Source organism: Achromobacter xylosoxidans (genome assembly GCF_014490035.1).
Classification (GTDB): domain Bacteria; phylum Pseudomonadota; class Gammaproteobacteria; order Burkholderiales; family Burkholderiaceae_B; genus Achromobacter; species Achromobacter bronchisepticus_A.
In genome coordinates this window covers 6,730,475-6,747,321 of record NZ_CP061008.1, presented here as the reverse complement: position 1 = coordinate 6,747,321, position 16,847 = coordinate 6,730,475, and the positions used below count along the sequence as shown (strand labels likewise).

General features: G+C 61.0%; 16 protein-coding genes. 10 read left to right on the top strand and 6 right to left on the bottom strand.

The features are described 5' to 3' along the window. Window positions 1–5: 5 nt before the first annotated feature. Window positions 6–1,592, bottom strand: coding sequence for an ABC transporter substrate-binding protein (locus IAG39_RS31385; RefSeq protein ID WP_059376302.1), 1,587 nt, complete (start codon window positions 1,590–1,592; stop codon window positions 6–8). Between the two features lie 115 nt (window positions 1,593–1,707). On the opposite strand from IAG39_RS31385, the gene mnmE reads away from it, so the two are divergent. Next, window positions 1,708–3,060, top strand: a complete 1,353-nt coding sequence (mnmE, locus tag IAG39_RS31380; RefSeq protein WP_059376299.1) for a tRNA uridine-5-carboxymethylaminomethyl(34) synthesis GTPase MnmE — start codon at window positions 1,708–1,710, stop codon at window positions 3,058–3,060. A 32-nt stretch (window positions 3,061–3,092) separates the two neighbouring features. Here mnmE and IAG39_RS31375 read toward each other — a convergent pair whose 3' ends face one another. Continuing rightward, on the bottom strand, window positions 3,093–3,449 hold the full coding sequence (locus IAG39_RS31375) for a transcriptional regulator (protein ID WP_054455821.1): 357 nt from the start codon (window positions 3,447–3,449) through the stop codon (window positions 3,093–3,095). Window positions 3,450–3,491: 42 nt separating this feature from the next. Between IAG39_RS31375 and IAG39_RS31370 the strand changes: the two genes are divergently transcribed. Next, complete coding sequence (locus IAG39_RS31370) at window positions 3,492–4,049, top strand: hypothetical protein (protein ID WP_118932730.1); 558 nt, start codon at window positions 3,492–3,494, stop codon at window positions 4,047–4,049. 25 nt (window positions 4,050–4,074) lie between these two features. Here the strand turns inward: IAG39_RS31370 and IAG39_RS31365 are convergent, their stop codons facing one another. Then, window positions 4,075–4,413: a hypothetical protein gene (locus tag IAG39_RS31365; RefSeq protein WP_124260365.1), complete on the bottom strand. Its 339-nt coding sequence runs from the start codon at window positions 4,411–4,413 to the stop codon at window positions 4,075–4,077. A gap of 186 nt (window positions 4,414–4,599) precedes the next feature. Between IAG39_RS31365 and IAG39_RS31360 the strand changes: the two genes are divergently transcribed. Further along, window positions 4,600–5,052: a GNAT family N-acetyltransferase gene (locus tag IAG39_RS31360; protein WP_118932729.1), complete on the top strand. Its 453-nt coding sequence runs from the start codon at window positions 4,600–4,602 to the stop codon at window positions 5,050–5,052. Between the two features lie 57 nt (window positions 5,053–5,109). Here the strand turns inward: IAG39_RS31360 and IAG39_RS31355 are convergent, their stop codons facing one another. Next, window positions 5,110–6,477, bottom strand: a complete 1,368-nt coding sequence (locus IAG39_RS31355) for a ClcB-like voltage-gated chloride channel protein (protein ID WP_118932728.1) — start codon at window positions 6,475–6,477, stop codon at window positions 5,110–5,112. 489 nt (window positions 6,478–6,966) lie between these two features. On the opposite strand from IAG39_RS31355, the gene IAG39_RS31350 reads away from it, so the two are divergent. The 5 genes from IAG39_RS31350 to IAG39_RS31330 all read left to right on the top strand — a co-directional run bounded on the left by IAG39_RS31350 (window position 6,967) and on the right by IAG39_RS31330 (window position 12,309). Next, the gene (locus IAG39_RS31350; protein WP_118932727.1) at window positions 6,967–7,644 is read left to right on the top strand and encodes a response regulator; all 678 of its coding nucleotides are present in this window, start codon (window positions 6,967–6,969) and stop codon (window positions 7,642–7,644) included. Between the two features lie 97 nt (window positions 7,645–7,741). Continuing rightward, window positions 7,742–9,118, top strand: coding sequence for a sensor histidine kinase (locus IAG39_RS31345; protein WP_059377591.1), 1,377 nt, complete (start codon window positions 7,742–7,744; stop codon window positions 9,116–9,118). A gap of 120 nt (window positions 9,119–9,238) precedes the next feature. Beyond that, window positions 9,239–10,237 carry a Bug family tripartite tricarboxylate transporter substrate binding protein gene (locus IAG39_RS31340; RefSeq protein WP_059376284.1) on the top strand — a complete coding sequence of 333 codons (999 nt, stop codon included), beginning with the start codon at window positions 9,239–9,241 and terminating at the stop codon, window positions 10,235–10,237. A 111-nt stretch (window positions 10,238–10,348) separates the two neighbouring features. Then, window positions 10,349–10,786, top strand: a complete 438-nt coding sequence (locus IAG39_RS31335; protein WP_059376281.1) for a tripartite tricarboxylate transporter TctB family protein — start codon at window positions 10,349–10,351, stop codon at window positions 10,784–10,786. Beyond that, window positions 10,783–12,309, top strand: coding sequence for a tripartite tricarboxylate transporter permease (locus IAG39_RS31330; RefSeq protein WP_059376280.1), 1,527 nt, complete (start codon window positions 10,783–10,785; stop codon window positions 12,307–12,309). The genes IAG39_RS31335 and IAG39_RS31330 overlap by 4 nt, the downstream gene beginning before the upstream one ends. Window positions 12,310–12,529: 220 nt before the next feature. Here the strand turns inward: IAG39_RS31330 and IAG39_RS31325 are convergent, their stop codons facing one another. Further along, window positions 12,530–13,696 carry a pyridoxal phosphate-dependent aminotransferase gene (locus tag IAG39_RS31325; protein ID WP_118932725.1) on the bottom strand — a complete coding sequence of 389 codons (1,167 nt, stop codon included), beginning with the start codon at window positions 13,694–13,696 and terminating at the stop codon, window positions 12,530–12,532. 76 nt (window positions 13,697–13,772) lie between these two features. Between IAG39_RS31325 and IAG39_RS31320 the strand changes: the two genes are divergently transcribed. Continuing rightward, window positions 13,773–14,843, top strand: a complete 1,071-nt coding sequence (locus IAG39_RS31320; RefSeq protein ID WP_059376274.1) for an AbrB family transcriptional regulator — start codon at window positions 13,773–13,775, stop codon at window positions 14,841–14,843. A 232-nt stretch (window positions 14,844–15,075) separates the two neighbouring features. Further along, complete coding sequence (locus IAG39_RS31315; RefSeq protein ID WP_006216596.1) at window positions 15,076–15,282, top strand: cold-shock protein; 207 nt, start codon at window positions 15,076–15,078, stop codon at window positions 15,280–15,282. Between the two features lie 825 nt (window positions 15,283–16,107). On the opposite strand, the gene IAG39_RS31310 is transcribed toward IAG39_RS31315, so the two are convergent. Continuing rightward, window positions 16,108–16,386 (bottom strand): hypothetical protein, encoded by a 279-nt coding sequence (locus IAG39_RS31310; protein ID WP_124260364.1) that lies wholly within the window; start codon window positions 16,384–16,386, stop codon window positions 16,108–16,110. Between the last annotated feature and the right edge of the window lie 461 nt (window positions 16,387–16,847).

Sequence of the window (16,847 nt, the reverse complement as noted above, 5' to 3'; positions counted from 1 at the left end):
GCGCCTTACTTCTTCAGCGTTGCAAACTGTGCGAGCGTGACTTGGTCTGGGCGGCCTTGATAGCGGATGTCGCTCTTCATTGCCCATACCGACAACTCGAAATGCACAGGGAGCATGGCGTAGTCATCCATGGCGATGTTGCTGGCCTTGGACAAGAGGTCCGCACGCTTGGCATCGTCCATGGTCGACGAGGCTTCCTTCACCAGCGCGTCCATCTTGGGATTGGAGTAGCGGCTGCGGTTGGTGGTGCCCAAGCCCGCTTCGGGATTGCGCGTCACCAGCAGCGAAGTCAGCGCGTTGGACATTTCGCCGCTGGTCACGGACCAGCCCGCCAGATAGGCAGAGAACGCATAGCTGTCGCGGTTCTTGAAGAACACCGGGGGCGCCATCGCGTCCACGCTGGTCTTCACGCCGATGCGGGTCCACATCGACGCAATCGCTTGCGCCACCTTCGAATCATTGACGTAGCGGCCCGACGGCGAACCCAGCGTGATGGAGAACCCGTTAGGATAGCCGGCTTCCTTCAGCAAGGCCTTGGCCTTTTCCACGTCGGCCTTGGGAGCCTTGGAATGCTCCTTGCTGGAACCGAACATGGGGTAGGGCAACAGATTGCCCGCGGGCAACGCCACCCCGCCCATCACGCGCTCGACCAGCGCATCGCGGTTGATGGCGAGCGACAACGCCTCGCGCACGCGCTTGTCCTTCATGGGGTTCTTTTCGGTGCCTTGCACGCCTGGCGAGGGCTCGGCGAACTGGTCCAGCGCCACGTAGACGACACGCACCGACGGCGTTTCCTCTACATAGAGTTTCTTGTCGCCCTTGAGCTTGGGCAGGTCGTCGGTCGGGGGATCCTCGATCATGTCGACGTCGCCGGCAAGCAGCGCCGCCACGCGTGCGGCCGCGTTGCTGATGGGACGGTAGACCACGCGGTCCCATTCTGGCTTCTTGCCCCAATAGTTGTCGTTGCGCGCCAGCACGAATTCGGCGCCGCGCTTCCAGGACACGAACTTGTAGGGACCGGTGCCGATCAGGCCGTCGCCGCTATTGAGTTCCGTCGTCGTCTTGCCTTCTGCCGCAGGACCGGACGCCGCCTTCTTTGACATGATGGGCAACTGCGCCAGGTTGACCAGCAGGTTCGGCGCCACGTCCTTGGTGGTGATGCGCACGGTGCTGGCATCGACCGCTTCGGTCTTCTCGACCGAACCCAGATACAGCGTGAACGGGGAAGGGCTGTTGGGCACCTTGGGTACCCGCGCATACGTAAAGACCACATCTTCCGCGGTGAACGGCGTGCCGTCGGAGAACTTCACATTGGGGCGCAGCTTGAAGGTCCACACCTTGCCGTCCACGGTCCAGGACTCGGCCAGCGCGGGCTGCGGCTTGAGCTGCGCGTCGGTGGCAACCAAGGTATCGAATATGGTCTGGGAGATCTGCGTATTGGGCGTGAGCGCGTGATACTGCGGATCCATCGAGGAAGGTTCGGTCTTCAAGGCGATCACCAGATCGCGGGCCATAGCCGAACTGAAGGTGCCGAAGGCCAACATCACCGCGGCTGAGCCGCAGGCCAAGACACGCGAAAACCGAGATGCCATTGTGATCTCCCTGGATTGTTTCGGGTTTTGAACCTCCGGGCCACATTAACCAGCAAACAAGGGACGGCGCAACAGTTATATTCCCTTATTGTTCTCGCCTTGCCTTGCCCGAAATATGTCCGCCTACGCCCCCATCGCCGCCATCGCAACCGCCCCCGGAAGAGGCGGTATCGGCGTCGTCCGCATCTCCGGCACGGACCTGTCCGAACTCGTGCGCCGCCTGTTCCAGCGCGAACTCACACCGCGCCATGCGCACTACCTGCCGTTCAAATCCGGTACGGGCGAATTGCTGGACGAAGGCATCGCCATCTATTTCCGCGCGCCGCATTCCTATACCGGCGAAGACGTGCTGGAACTGCAAGGGCACGGTGGCCCCGCCGTGCTGCGCCGCGTGCTGGAAAGCTGTCTGGCCGCCGGCCGCGACCTCGGCATCCGGCTGGCCGAGCCGGGCGAGTTCACGCGCCGCGCCTTCCTCAACGACCGCATGGACCTGGCTCAGGCCGAAGCCGTAGCCGATTTGATCGAGGCCTCGTCGGTGGCCGCCGCGCGCGGCGCCATGGCGTCGCTGTCGGGCGACTTTTCCGCGCGCGTGAACGACCTGTCGGACCGCATCATCCATTTGCGCATGCTGGTCGAAGCGACGCTGGATTTCCCCGAAGAGGAAATCGACTTCCTCGAAAAGTATCAAGCCCGCCCGACCCTGGAGGCGCTGACCGCGGACCTCGCCAAGCTGATTGCGCAGGCGCGCCAGGGCGTGATTCTGCGCGAAGGCCTGCACGTGGTGCTGGCCGGCCAGCCCAACGTCGGCAAGTCCAGCCTGCTCAATGCGCTGGCCGGCGACGACATCGCCATCGTCACCCCGATCGCAGGCACCACCCGCGACAAGGTGGTGCAGGAAATCCACATCGACGGCGTGCCGCTGCACATCGTCGATACCGCCGGGCTCAGGGAAACCGAGGACACGGTGGAAAGCATAGGCATTGCGCGCACCTGGCAGGAAATCGAGCGTGCCGACGTCATCCTGCATCTGCAGGATGCCACCCAGCCTGGCGACGAGCTGGACGCCCAGATCACGGCGCGCCTGCCGCCGCGCACGCCTGTGCTGAAGGTCTTCAACAAGGTGGATCTGCTAGCCACGCCCTTCGCCGCCGCTCCTCAGGAACTTGGCATCTCGGCCAAGCGCGGCGCGGGCCTCGACGAATTGCGCGCCGAATTGCTGCGCATCGCGGGCTGGAATCCCGGGGGAGAATCTCCGTGGCTCGCGCGCGAACGGCACCTGCACGCCTTGCAAGACGCGGCGGAACACCTGGAGCTTGCCGCTGCGCATGCGGAACAGGACGACCGGGTGCTGGACCTGTTTGCGGAAGAACTGCGGCTGGCGCATGACAGCCTGTCCAGCATCACGGGCAAGTTCACCAGCGACGATCTGCTGGGCGAGATCTTTTCGAGCTTCTGTATCGGAAAATAAGCCTGAGCGGCGGCGTTTTGCAGCGCTGCAGCTCAGGGCTTGCGCGCCGCTTCCACCAGGCATTCCGACAAGCGGTCGAAATGCGACAACGCCGCCTGGCTGAGTTCGACCTGCTTGCGGCGCGCGTCCTCGGTATCGACGAGCAGTACCCAGCCTTTCTCGCGCATCGATTTCAAGCGTGCGTGCAAGGTCGCGGGCGACCCTATGCTGTCCACCGCCATCACATCGCGCACAGACAAGCGGCGTTGTTCCTGCGACGCGCGCGCGATCAGTGTGAGTATGCGTTCTTCCAGGGGATCGAGCGATGGCAGCGCGGGCAGGCCGCGCAGCGCATCGGTCAGGCGCAGAAAGCGCATGTAGATGTCGGCGGGTCTCTTTTTTTCTTTCATGGATAATGGACGCAGCGACTGACAAGCGGCGGAATTCCAAATATGGAGAACATTCTAGATCAGGGTAAGTGGGCTCTGGTGACGATGGCGCTGTTCCTGGGCAGTCTGGTAGTCAATGAATGGGTGTTCACCAACCTTGAGTTTGTGCGGGGCATCAATTGGATCTATCTGCCGGCGGGCGTGCGCCTGATATGCACCTTGCTGTTTGGCCTGCCCGCGGCGCTCGGACTGTTGGCTGGATCGTGGATCGCCTGCTTCTGCTACTACTTTCCGGACGACATGCTCCGCTCTGTCGCGGGGGGCATCATGGCCGCTGCCGCTCCCTACCTGGCGTACCGCTGGGCCCGTTCGGCACTGCGATTGCAGCCCGACCTGGGCAACCTTACCGCCTGGCGCCTACTGATCTGCGCAGTGGTCTATGCGGTAATGAATACGACCATTCACCATCTCTGGTTCTTTCTCCAGGGAGAGAGAGCCGTGCTCGCCGACGGCTTCATCGCGATGCTGACCGGAGACATTGCGGGATCCTTGATCGTGTTGTACACGCTCAAGGTAGTCAGTGCCTTGGGACGCTCGTTGTTGCGCCGACGCGCGGCCTGACTGCCCTAAGGGACCAGCCTCAGGTTTAGCCCGCCACCGCGGCCGGGTTGCCTTCGGATTCGCTGTCTTCCTGTACCGGCGCAGGCGGCGAGGCCGCTTCGGCATTGCCCAAGGCCCGCTGGGCGCGCTCGGCCAGCAGGCGCATTTCCCGCGCTCTTTTGCCATGCAGCACCCGGCCGAATGTGTTGAGGTTGAGCGCCATGGTTCTCAGCTCCGACAACTCACTATCCGACAAGGCGATGCCGCTATCCCTGTGTTGCTCGACCCGGTCCAGCACGCCTGAACAAGCCTCGTGGAACGTTGCATACTCGTTCCACAGATTGTCGGACGCGCTGTTCCCCGGGAAAGACGTACTAGGTGCCATTGACACTCCTTTGCGGGATCACTGAGCCAATTTCTTCGGTGATCGCACATCATCTTCGGGGTATAAACGCGAACTATTAGTTATAAATTCTATAACCAATTGGAAAAACAATCTTGCGACCTTGCCGCACGTCCTATATTTCTGGAAAATCCGCCCACACCGGGCGGCGCTCTATCCGGAACTCGCATGCACCCCGACATACGCCTCGCCAGCCTTGACGACCTGCCCGACATCGAGCGGATCGTCGCGCAAGCCTACGGCCACTATGTTGCGCGCATCGGCGCAACACCTGGACCGATGCTCGACGATTACGCCATCCGCGTCGCACAAGGCGTGGTCCATGTGCTGCGGGTGCACGGTACCGTGCAAGCTGTGCTGGTCCTGATTCCGGAACCCGACTGCCTGCTGCTGGACAACATCGCGGTGGATCCGCAAGCGCAGGGCAAAGGCTATGGCCGCGACCTGATGCAATTCGCAGAAAATGCAGCGCGCCAGGCCGGGTATACCTGCATCCGGTTGTACACGCAGGAGAAGATGACCGAGAACATCGCGATCTACACGCGGTACGGATACATGGAAACCCATCGCGCGGAAGAAATCGGGCTGAAGCGCGTTTTCATGAAAAAAGCCCTTATATAAGGGCTATTCTTACTTTTTTATTAACACGAGCATTTGCTCATATTAATGAAAATCCATTCACTCATCGCGGTCCTGGGCAACGACGCGCTGCGCGCGCCGATTGCTGGCCAACGATTTCGCATATACCGAATCCGGCCGTATGCGATGCGCAATCACGTAACCCGTGATGCAGGCCAGCATGAGCGGCAGCATGACTTCATAGCTGAGCGTCATCTCGAAAATCATCAGAATGGACATCAATGGCGCATAGGTGGTGGCAGCCAGCAACGCCCCCATGCCCACCACCGCATAGCTCGATACCGCCGACAGATCCCCCGCGGGAAACAAAGCCTGCAGGCCGGTCCCATACAAGGCGCCCAGCGCCGCCCCCACGAACAACGTCGGCGTGAACACGCCGCCTACCGCGCCCGATCCCACGCTGGCCGCGGTGGCCAGCGTCTTCAAAAGCAGGATGGCGGCCACCGCCTGCCAGGCCCACTGCGTATGCAACATGCTGTTGACCACGCTGTAGCCATTGCCCCAGACCTCGGGATTCACCACCGACAAAGCGCCGACGATCAGTCCGCCCAATGCCATGCGCGCCCACAGCGGCGCGGGCACGCGGCCGAACGCGGCGCGCGCCGTGTCCAGGAAACGCAGGAATTGCGGCGCTGCGAGGCCGGCGATCACCCCCAATCCCAGATAGTTGATGACCTCCCAGCCAGACACGAAAGTGAAGGGCGGCATATGGAAAACCGCGTCGTAATGCAGGATCTGGCGCGTCACGATGTTCGCCACGACCGACGATACGACCAGCGGCACCAAGGTGGCCGAAGCGATCGCGCCGTAAACAATCTCGGATATGAACAAGGCGCCGGCGATGGGCGCGTTGTAGGCGGAAGTAATCCCCGCCGTGGCGCCGCAGGCGACCAGAAGGCGCAGATGCCTGGGCGGAAGCACCAGATAGCGGCCGGTCAGGGATGACAACATCGCCGCCAGCTGCACCATGGGACCTTCGCGGCCGATGGAGGCGCCGGAACCGATGGAAAAAATCGACGACAGGCTGCGCGCGACCGTCTGGCGAAAGCCGATGACCCCGCGGCCGATGGAAATCGCCTCCATATAGTCCGCCGCGCCGCGCCTGGGCAGCCATCTGGCCGCCATTTGCAGTATGGCGCCCGCGATGGCGCCACCTATGGCCGGCATCAGGAAGCGTTGCCAGGAACTCAGCCCGCGCGCCAGGGACACCATGCCATGAGGAGTGTCCTCCCCACCCAGCAACATTTGCGTCCAGGCCAGCATTTCCCGGAAGACCACGGTGGCCAGCGCCCCCAATAGGCCCATCAACGCCGCCGCGCAGAGCGTGGCCGGCAAGTTGTCCGCCAACAAACGGCTACGCAGCCAGATTGCCCAGCCCGCTTTCTTGATTCTGATTTCTGTCGCCATGGCGGAATTCTACGGCGGAACCTGCTCACTTTTTGTTCAGTTCCCAGTCAAGAAGAGCTGCACGTCTCCCCTCGAATGCCTCTTTCCGCGAACGCCTTGGAGAGCCTCTAAACGCCGCCAGAAGGCCGAAAAAGCAGGGTGGCAACCCGACGTTTTTCGGGGTAAAAGTGCCGTTTTTGGAACCCGTCCGGCAGAAACGCCCTGTGGATAACTCCTAAGTAGCCGCCTTGTGCACATTTTGTGGAGGCAAGTTGAACAAGCGGGGGTTTCGGACAGGGTCCAAAATCTTGTCCAACTTCAGCTTTTTTCCCACACAGAGTTCTTGCACAGCCAAAAACGGCTGCAAGCTGATGAAAAAAAAGAGGTTTTCAAGGTTAAGGTAGTTATCCACAGGCCTTATTAATCATTAGTCTTTATATAAAGAGAAATAAAGGAAAAGCCAAACATGCTCTCCCATTCCGCCCAGCCATCCCCCCCCGGACTCCGTCCATGCGCATCCTTCTGATAGAAGACGAAGCCGAACTTGCACGCTGGCTTTCAAGAAGCCTGGCCAGGCACGCTGGTTTCGTCGTTGAGTGGGCTGATGACGGGCTGGTCGCCGAAAGAAGGCTGGCGATGGAAGAATTCGACGCGGTCATCCTCGATCTGGGACTACCGGGTATGGATGGCCATACTTTGCTCGCGAAGATTCGCGCGCGGGACGACCGTACGCCGGTCCTGGTCTTGACCGCGCGCGATTCGTTGGCCGAAAAAATCGGGACACTCCACCAGGGAGCAGACGATTTCCTGCCAAAACCGTTTGTTGTGGAAGAGTTGGAAGCGCGGTTGATCGCACTCATCCGACGCAGCCGTGGGAGAGAACACCCGCGCCTTACACTGGGAAACCTGGTTTTCGAGACTTCCGCTCAAAAATTCACGGTCAATGGACAGCCCTTGCAGTTATCCCCACGTGAACACTCGGTTCTGCGGGTACTGATCCAAAAAAGCGGCGAACCCATCAACAAGCAGCAGATCCTGGACCGCATCCTGACCGACGATGCGGACATCAACCTGGAAGCCATCGAGGTGGTGGTGCACCGTTTGCGCAAAAAATTGGCCGACACCGGCGTGCAGATCGTGACCATGCGAGGCATGGGCTACTGCCTGGAGAACCTTGTTGACAACTAGAAGTGCGCAAAAAAAAGGTTTTTTCAGTGCAAAAAAGCGCAATCGCACACTGAAGACCCAGCTCCTCTGGTGGCTGATCCCGACCCTGGTCTTCGTGATGATGGGGGCCCTGTGGCTGTCGAACCACCAGCTGCGCAACCAGGTCGACATTGCCTATGACCGTTCGCTTTCTGGCGCGCTGCGCGCGATCGACCACAACATATCCACAGCCAGCGGTGGATTAGCCATGGAGCAGCCATACCTGATGCTGGAATTTTTCGAGCTGACGGCCAATGGCAGCGTGTTCTACCGGGTCGCCACCGAGGACGGGCTGGCCGAAATCGGCAGTCCGGGACTGCCCATGCCTGCCGAACCGCTGATTTCGGGCGAACCGCGCTTTTTCTACGCCGATTACCAGGGCACGCCAGTGCGGGTTGCGGCGCTGGCACGGCCCATGGATCCACCTCTGTACGCAAATAAAGGGGGACGGGTTATCGTGCAGGTAGCCGAAGGCCTGGATACCCGCCAGGCCTTCCTGCACCAGGTGCTGGTACGCTCGGTGGAGCGGGACCTGGCCGTGATCCTGATCAGCGTTCTGGTGATCATCCTGGGGGTTTTCATGGCCCTGCGCCCCCTGGTCAGGCTGCGTCAGGAGGTTGAAGGGCGTTCCGCGGACGATTTAAGCCCCGTGAGCGCGTCGGACATGCCAGGTGAGGTCCTACCCCTAGTCGCGGCCGTAAACCTCCACATGGCCCGTTTTGCGGCCCAGGCGAGGGTCCAGAGCCAGTTCCTGGACGACGCCTCGCACCAGTTGCGCACTCCGTTGTCGGTTTTGCGGACCCAGACCGCCTACGCCCTGCGCGAAACAGACCCCCAGGAGGTCCGTACAGCCCTTCTGGCGATGCAGGAGGGCCTGGACAGGGCCGTACGCACCACCAACCAAATGCTCGCCCTGGCGCGCGCTAAAGACGCCTCCCTGGCCGAAGGCGGTTTCAGCCCCGAACCGGTGGATCTGGTGGACCTGGCTGACGGGGTCATCCGCAGCCTGCTTCCGACCGCCCGAGCCCGCCAGCTCGACATCGGCCTGGAGGCCGAGATCCGCCCGGTGGCGGTCCAGGGGGCGGACTGGCTGCTGAGGGAAGCGGTCAGCAACCTGGTGGACAACGCCATCCGTTACACCTCGCCTGCGGGGGAGGTCACGGTAAGGGTGCAGATAGACGCCGGGCAGGCCCGGCTGGTGGTCGAGGACAGCGGCCCGGGCATGTCGGCGGAGGACATCGCCCGCGCCTGCATCCGCTTTCGCCGGGGAGCTGCTGGCAAGAACAAGCCCGGAGCCGGCTTGGGGCTGGCCATCGTCGGGACGATTGCCGAGATCCTGGGGGCGCGGCTGGTCCTGGAGAACCGGGTGCCCTTGCCAGGCCTTAGGGCGGCATTGGTGTTTACCCTGGAAAAACAGGAAGATGCTGCGGCGCACCAGGAAAACGCCGGAATTTGAAAGCTTTTGGAAAGCTTCGTTTTTGTACGGTTGCGTCCACTGGGGCCGTTATCACGGAAAGAACCGTCTGAGCAGAGCTTCCAGCCATACCTAGACCTATAAATCTCGGAGACGCAAAAAATGCAGACTAGTCTGAAACTGCGCCTGGCCGCCGTCGCGGCGCTGGGCACGATTACCTTGTCCCTGGGCGCCGCCCACGCGGCCGACGAGCCGCGCCGCCCGGAATGCATCGCGCCCGCCCAGCCGGGCGGCGGTTTCGACCTGACCTGCCGCCTGGCCACCGAAGGCTTGAAGCAAAGCGGCGCGCTCAAGAGCACCATGCGCATCGTCTACATGCCTGGCGGCATCGGCGCCGTGGCCTACAACAACATCGTGGCCCAGCACCCGAACGAACCGGGCACCATCGTGGCCTTTTCCGGCGGTTCGCTCCTGAACCTGGCCCAGGGCAAGTTCGGCAAGTACAACGTCGACGACGTGCGCTGGCTGGCCGCCATCGGCACCGACTACGGCGTGGCCGTGGTCCGCAACGATTCTCCATACACCGACCTGAAGAGCCTGATGGACGCCTTCAAGCAGGATCCGACCAAGATCGTGCTGGGCGCCGGCGGCACCGTGGGCAGCCAGGACTGGATGAAGGCCGCGCTGACCGCCAAGGCGGCGGGCGTGGATTTCAAGAAGATGCGTTTCGTGGCGTTTGAAGGCGGCGGCGAAGCCGTGACGGCCTTGCGCGGCGGCCATATCCAGGCCTACATGGGCGATGCGGCGGAAGCCTTCACCATGTTGGAAGGCGGTGCTCCCATCCGCGTGCTGGCGGTGTTCAACGACCAGCGCCTGCCGGGCAAGCTGGGCACCGTGCCCACTGCCAAGGAGCAAGGCTACGACATCGTCTGGCCGATCATCCGCGGCTTCTACGTCGGCCCGAAGGTATCGGACAGCGACTACCAATTCTGGGTCAACGCCTTCAACAAGGCCACGGCCTCGCCCGAGTTCGACAAGCTGCGCCAGCAGCAGGGCCTGTTCCCCTTCAACAAGACGGGTCCCGAGCTGGACGCCTACGTGAAGAACCAGGTCAAGGTCTACGGCGAACTGGCCGACTCGTTCGGCCTGGTCAAGAAGTAAGCCGCAAGGCTCTCCTCCCTATCGCGTTGTTCTAGCTTCCCCGCCGCCGGCATAGCCGCGGCGGCAGGGGAGCGCTGCGCCGCGCGATGCGACTACAACGGAAAAGTGATCATGAACGATCGAATACTGGGTGTGGCGGCGCTGGCGCTGGCCGCCTTCATGACCGCGGCGGGTTGGGGAATCGAAGCCCCCTTCGCCTATGAACCGGTGGGCCCGCGCGCCTTTCCCTTGCTGCTGGCGCTGATCATCGGCGTGTGCGGCCTGTGGCTGGTCTACAAGGGCGGTCATCAGGTCGAGGCCAATCCGCCCGGCGCCAATGCCCGCATCGCGCTGATGATGGCATTCGCGGTGGCGTATGCCTTCCTGTTCCAGTGGCTGGGTTTCGTGATCGCGACCACTTTGATGACGATATTCGTCGGCCGCCTGTTCGGAGGCGGCTGGATCAAGTGCGCCATCGGCGGCGCCGTCATGAGCGTGCTGTTTTTCTTGCTGTTCGACAAGGTGCTGGACGTGGTCCTGCCTACCGGTTTGCTGGAGACCCTGATATGAGCGGCATTCTTGATCACTTGGCGATAGGCTTCGGCGTCGCCTTTTCGCTGACCAACGTGCTGGTGGCCATGATCGGTTCGTTCATCGGGACCATGGTGGGCGTATTGCCCGGCCTGGGACCGGTCAACGGCGTGGCGATGCTGATCCCGATCGCGTTTGCCATGAACTTGCCGCCCGAGACCGCGCTGATTCTGTTGGCTGCCGTCTATGTGGGCGCCGAGTACGGTGGCCGCATCACCGCCATCCTGTTGAACGTGCCAGGCGAGGCCAGCGCCATCATGACGACGCTGGATGGCTATCCGCTGGCGCGGCAGGGCATGGCCAGCGTTGCGCTGTCGCTCTCCGCCTGGTCTGCGTTCTTCGGCGCCATCGTGTCGGTCGTGGGCATCATCCTGCTCGCGCCGTTGCTGGCCAAGTGGGCGTTGGCCTTTGGTCCTGCCGAGTACTTCGTGTTGATGATTTTCGCGTTCTGCTGCCTGACCAGCCTGCTGGGCAAACAGCCCGTCAAGGGCGTGCTGGCGGCGATGATAGGCCTGTCGATTTCGGTGGTCGGCGTGGACGCGAACTCCGGCGTCTATCGCTACACCTTTGAATCGGTGCATCTGGCCGACGGCATCGAGTTCGTGGTGGTGGTGATTGCGCTGTTCGCGGTCAGCGAGATGCTGGAAATGCTGGAAAAGGTCATGTCCGGCCATAGCGTCGAGGTCAAGCCCAGCGGCCGCAAGCTCTTCAACCTGAAGGAAATGGCGCTCACCTGGTGGAGCGTGGTGCGCAGCTCGCTGGTAGGCTTTGGCGTGGGCGTGTTGCCCGGCGCCGGCGCCAGCGTGGCCGCGGCCGTGGCGTACTCGCAGGAAAAGCGCATCATCGAAGCCAAGGATCCGGACGCAAAGTTCGGCAAGGGCGACATGCGCGGCCTGGTCGCGCCGGAAGCCGCCGCCACGGCATCGGCCATCGGCTCGTTCGTGCCGATGCTGACGCTGGGCGTGCCCGGTTCGGGTACCACTGCCGTGATGATGGGTGCGCTGACGCTCTACAACATCACCCCGGGTCCGGTGCTGTTCGACACCAAGCCCGAGCTGGTGTGGGGCTTGATCGCGTCGCTGTTCGTGGCCAACGTGCTGCTGTTCGTCATGAACGTGCCGCTGGTGCGCTTCTTCGCCAAGGTGCTGTCGGTGCCGGGATGGCTGATGGTGCCTGGCATCTTGTGCATCAGCTACATCGGCGTCTACGCCATCAACGCGGGCACCTTCGATTTGCTGCTGGTGGCGGGCATAGGCGCGCTGGGCTACTTCTTGCGCAAGTTCGGTGTGCCGATGGCCCCGCTGGTACTGGGCGTGGTCTTGGGCAACATGATGGAGCAGAACCTGCGCCGCGCCCTGTCGATGACCGATGGTGATGTCGGCGTGCTGTTCGCCAGCCCGGTGTCGATTGCGATGTGGGTGGGGGCGGCCGCTGTCGTGGTCGTGCCGCAAATCATGCGCCGCATGCGCAAAGCGAAAGAGCTTGCCGCTGGTCCGGCCTGATTCCATGGCGGCGCGGCTGTTGTAAAGGGCAACAGCCGCGCTGCGGGATCTGGTTCGGGAATTGCATAGGGCGCCTTATGGGCGCCCTTTTTTTTCGTGAATCCGCTTTGAATCGGCTCTATCTTTAATGCGAGCTTTTATTCATGTTTTTCAACTGGAACGCTTGTATATAGAGCCAGCGAGAAAATTCAATCCACCATGGAGTATTGAGTAGAGGGCGTCAAACCTGCGCCAGACGCTCCAGGGCCGAATCGAGCGTCGCGTCTTTTTTTGCGAAGCAGAAACGCACGATGCGGTGGTTCGATTCGGCGGCATCGGGCTGGCGATAGAACGCCGATACCGGTATCACCGTGACGCCATGGTTCACCGTCAGATCGCGCGCGAAGTCGGCCTCGTTCTGTTTGGAAATCTGGCTGTAGTCCGCCAGCAGGAAAAATGTGCCCGGGCTGGGCAGGGGGCGGAATCGGGTCTTGGCCAGCCCTTGAGCGAGGCGGTCGCGCTTGGCCTGATAGAAGGCGGGCAGGTCGAGGTAAGGCTTGGGATCGCGCATGAACTCGGCCAGCGCGAACTGCATGGGCGAGGGTACGGTGAACACCATGAATTGATGCACCTTGCGCAATTCGGCGCTGAGCTGACGCGGCGCGCAGCAATAGCCGATCTTCCAGCCGGTGGTGTGATAGGTTTTGCCGAAGGACGAGATCACGAAGGCATGCTCGGCCAGCAAAGGGCGGCGCGCCACGCTGGCATGCGGCTTGCCATCGAACACAATGTGCTCGTAGACCTCGTCGGACACCAGCAGCACGCCCGTGTCGCGCACGATGGCTTCCAGCGCGTCCAGGTCGCCGTCATCCAACACCGCGCCGGTCGGGTTGTGCGGAAAGTTCAGCATCAACAGGCGGGTCTTGGACGTGATGGCATCGCGCACACGCTGCCAATCGATGCGGTAGTAGGGATCAGCCTCGGTGGGCGCGCGCAGCGGCACCGGCACGGCAGTGCCGCCTGCCAGCCGGATCGCCGGCAGATAGGAATCGTAGCAAGGTTCGATGACGACGACTTCGTCGCCGCTACCTACGGCGGCCAGCACGGTTGCCATCAACGCTTCGGTCGCGCCGCTGGTGACGGTGATCTCGGTTTCCGGATCGTAGGCATGGCCATAGAGTTCGCGCGTCTTGGCAGCGATGGCTTCGCGCAAGGGCGCCACGCCTGGCATGTAGGGATACTGGTTGTGGCCGTCGGCCATGGCCTTGGACACGAGGGCGCACAAGGCGGGATCGGGGTCGAAGTCGGGAAAGCCCTGGCCCAGGTTGATGGCTTTGTGGTCGATGGCCAGGCGGCTCATCACGGTGAAGATGGTGGTGCCAACGTCGGGAAGTTTGGATCGGATCATGGTGGACGCGAGAGTGAACGTTGCTAGCAGAGAGAGTTTTCGTAAGTATCCCACTAACTCATAATTCGGTTTTCACATGAGCTTAAGGTGCGGCGGTATCGTGGGTCAGAACATGTTGTGGAGGGTGTTGGGCGGTTTGGCGCTGGCATTGGCTGGCGCATTATTGGCGTTATGGGCGCACATCCCGCTGCCGTGGATGCTGGGCGCGTTGCTGGTGACCGCAGCTACGCGCATTGCGGGTTTGGGCACCGCGTGTCCGAGGCCGGCGCGCAATGCGGGCCAGTGGGTCATCGGTACTTCCTTGGGCCTTTACTTCACGCCGCAGGTGATTGGCCACATAGGCAGCAACGCCGGACCTATCATCGTCGGGATGTTGTTCGCGTTGGGCCTGGCCTTCATGGGCACGGCGATCCTGCGCCGCTACACCGATGTAGATTTCAAGACGGCCTGGTTTTCGTCCGCCATCGGCGGAGCGAGCGAAATGGCGAACCTGGCCGAGCGCCACGGAGCGCGCATAGATCGGGTGGCGACGGCGCATAGCGTGCGCGTGCTGATGGTGGTGGTCGCCGTGCCCTTCATCTTCCAGTGGTGGGGCGTGGCAGGGCTGGATCCCACGATTCCTGGACCCAAAGTGGTCCATGCTTGGGGGCTGGCGGCACTGGTTACGCTGACCTGCGTCGGCGGCGCTGCCTTCATGAAGCTGCGGCTGCCGAATCCCTGGGTGCTGGGCCCGATGTCGGTCGCAATGATCCTGACGGCCAATGGCATCGAGCTGTCGGCCTTGCCAGACTACGTGCCGAAGATTGGCCAGTTGCTGATAGGCTGGTCGCTGGGCGATCGCTATCGGCCGGATTTCTTTCGGGCCGCGCCGCGTTTCATTGGGGCTGTGGCCGGCTTTACGGTGGCTGCGCTGGCGCTTGCGTTTGGTCTGGGTGCCTTGCTGTCGCTATGGTCCGCCGCTCCCATTCCCACGTTGATTCTCGGTACTACGCCGGGTGGCATTGCCGAGATGGCGATCACGGCCAAAGTGCTGCAGCTAGGGGTTCCTGTGGTCACCGCCTTCCACGTTACGCGCATGGTTTTTGTGGTGATTGTGACTGGTCCGATCTACGCATTCATGGCGCGCCGGCAGAGTCGTAAACCCTAGCGGAACGAGACCCAGTATTAAAAATACGACATTGGGGTAAACAACTATATGAGTCTGTAATGCGTGCTGAGTATGCTGATTACGCAGTTGATTCAAGCAGCGCGCGGACTCGTTCTGCAGCTAGGCGGAAAGCGGGAACGCAGCAGCAACGCAGGTACTACTACCGGTCGTTCAGTTCTCACGGCGTCCTTGATTCATTGCATTTCGAGTTAATTACAGGACGCTAGAAAAAATGGCTCAGAAGGGCAAAGTTAAGTGGTTCAACGCTGACAAGGGTTACGGTTTCATCACGCCGGACGTTGGTGGTACCGATGTTTTCGCACACTTTTCCGCTATCCAGGGCCGCGGCTATCGCAGCCTGAACGAAGGCCAGGAAGTCGAATTCGAAGTCAAGGATGGTCCGAAAGGACCTCAAGCGGCCGAAATTCGCCCGCTCTAAATCGGGAAATCCCAATTTCCCGTCCGCCAGGCTCGGCCTGGCTACAACGCCCCAAGACCGGAAGGTCTGGGGCGTTGTTTCATTTGGGGCCTGCGCCTGCGCCTGCTCTGCTTGCTCCACTCGGGTAGTTAGTATTCACTAACATATTCTCTGCCCGTGGATAAGTTTGTGGATAATTATTTTCGGGTATGAGTATTTTCTTGCTCAGCAATGAAGCAATTGCATCTCGGTACCCGGGTTTTGCACAGTTATCCCGTCTTTCTTGGAACGCTGTCGCGGAGTGGCTGCGCTGCTTTGGTTTAGTTGGCTTAGCCGTGATAGCTACGCTTCAACATGGCCTTTCCCTAGGAAATACAGGCATTTAAGGCGATATTGAAGTGAATCTCAGGCGGCATCGGGGCGGCGGCGCCATATTGTTCTGAGGCCGCTCTGGCCCGTTTTTGCTCGGATGGTGGGCGGTTGTTCACAAAGATATCCCCATCCCGGTTATGCACAGAATTACACCCTTTGGTGCCCTGAGGCGGCTTAAGTGCCTGTGGATAGAAATGGGGATAGGGTCCGAAAGATAGGGCGGGGTGAAGATATCCAGAGCTCTGTGCGCGACTTGGGACTGCGTGGGCGGAACCGGATCGAGGGCACTGCGGTCAATACATGGGTGCGTCTGAATTCCCGCTCGGCGAGTTTTCCACAGGGTTTCACATGAAAGGCCGGGTCTCACCCATAAGGATGATGGCGCGGGTTACCGCGGACGGGCAAGATGGTTGTCCGGTCAATGAATCCGTGCGGCGTGGTCGACGGTGTACGCGTAGTGGGAGGCCGCAGGGTTCAAATCTGTGGATAGCTTTGTGAATAATCCGCTTCCACCATTTTGTGCGGTATTTGGACCTGAATACGGCGGTAGAGTTCCTGGCCACATTCAAGGGCGAATGTCGTCATGGTGGGTTTTCGAAAATTCGTTGTGGCAGTGACGACGATCTTATCCACATAGTTTTCCACGGTTTTTTGCGCCACTATTGCATTAGTTTGATCGGTACTTTTCCCAAGCTTGGCAAGCATCCAAAATAGAAATAATCGATTGCTGCCATAGAGAAGACAGTTGGGCATTTGTGCTTTTTCATACTTCTTGGCACTTTGCCGAGCTCGTCAGCCACAGCCGTTTTGCGGCCCGCGACGCACTGGCCTGCAATGACTTATCCCCAGAGTTGTTCCACGTGAAACCGCGAAGGTCGGTAGCTATCGGATCTGCTAGCTGTTGATAACACTGTGCAGTATCCGAGGGGCTCTGCCGCGATTTTTTTCCCCTCGATATGTGACTTCCGAGTTATCCCGAGTTGTCGCCTTGAGCGAAAGATATCGCCTCAGGCCGAGATAGGACGTGTACAACCCGCGCTTTGCTAATAGGCGGAGCCGGGCATTTCAGGTACTAGCCAGTTTTGATGCTGGGATGGATAAGCGCAAATCCGACAGGACGATTTCTTATCAAGGGACTGACGTCGTAGTAGAAGTCGTGCGCATGGATTCCACTACCGATAAGTGGCGCGCTTTCGACACCTGTCAGCGCTTTA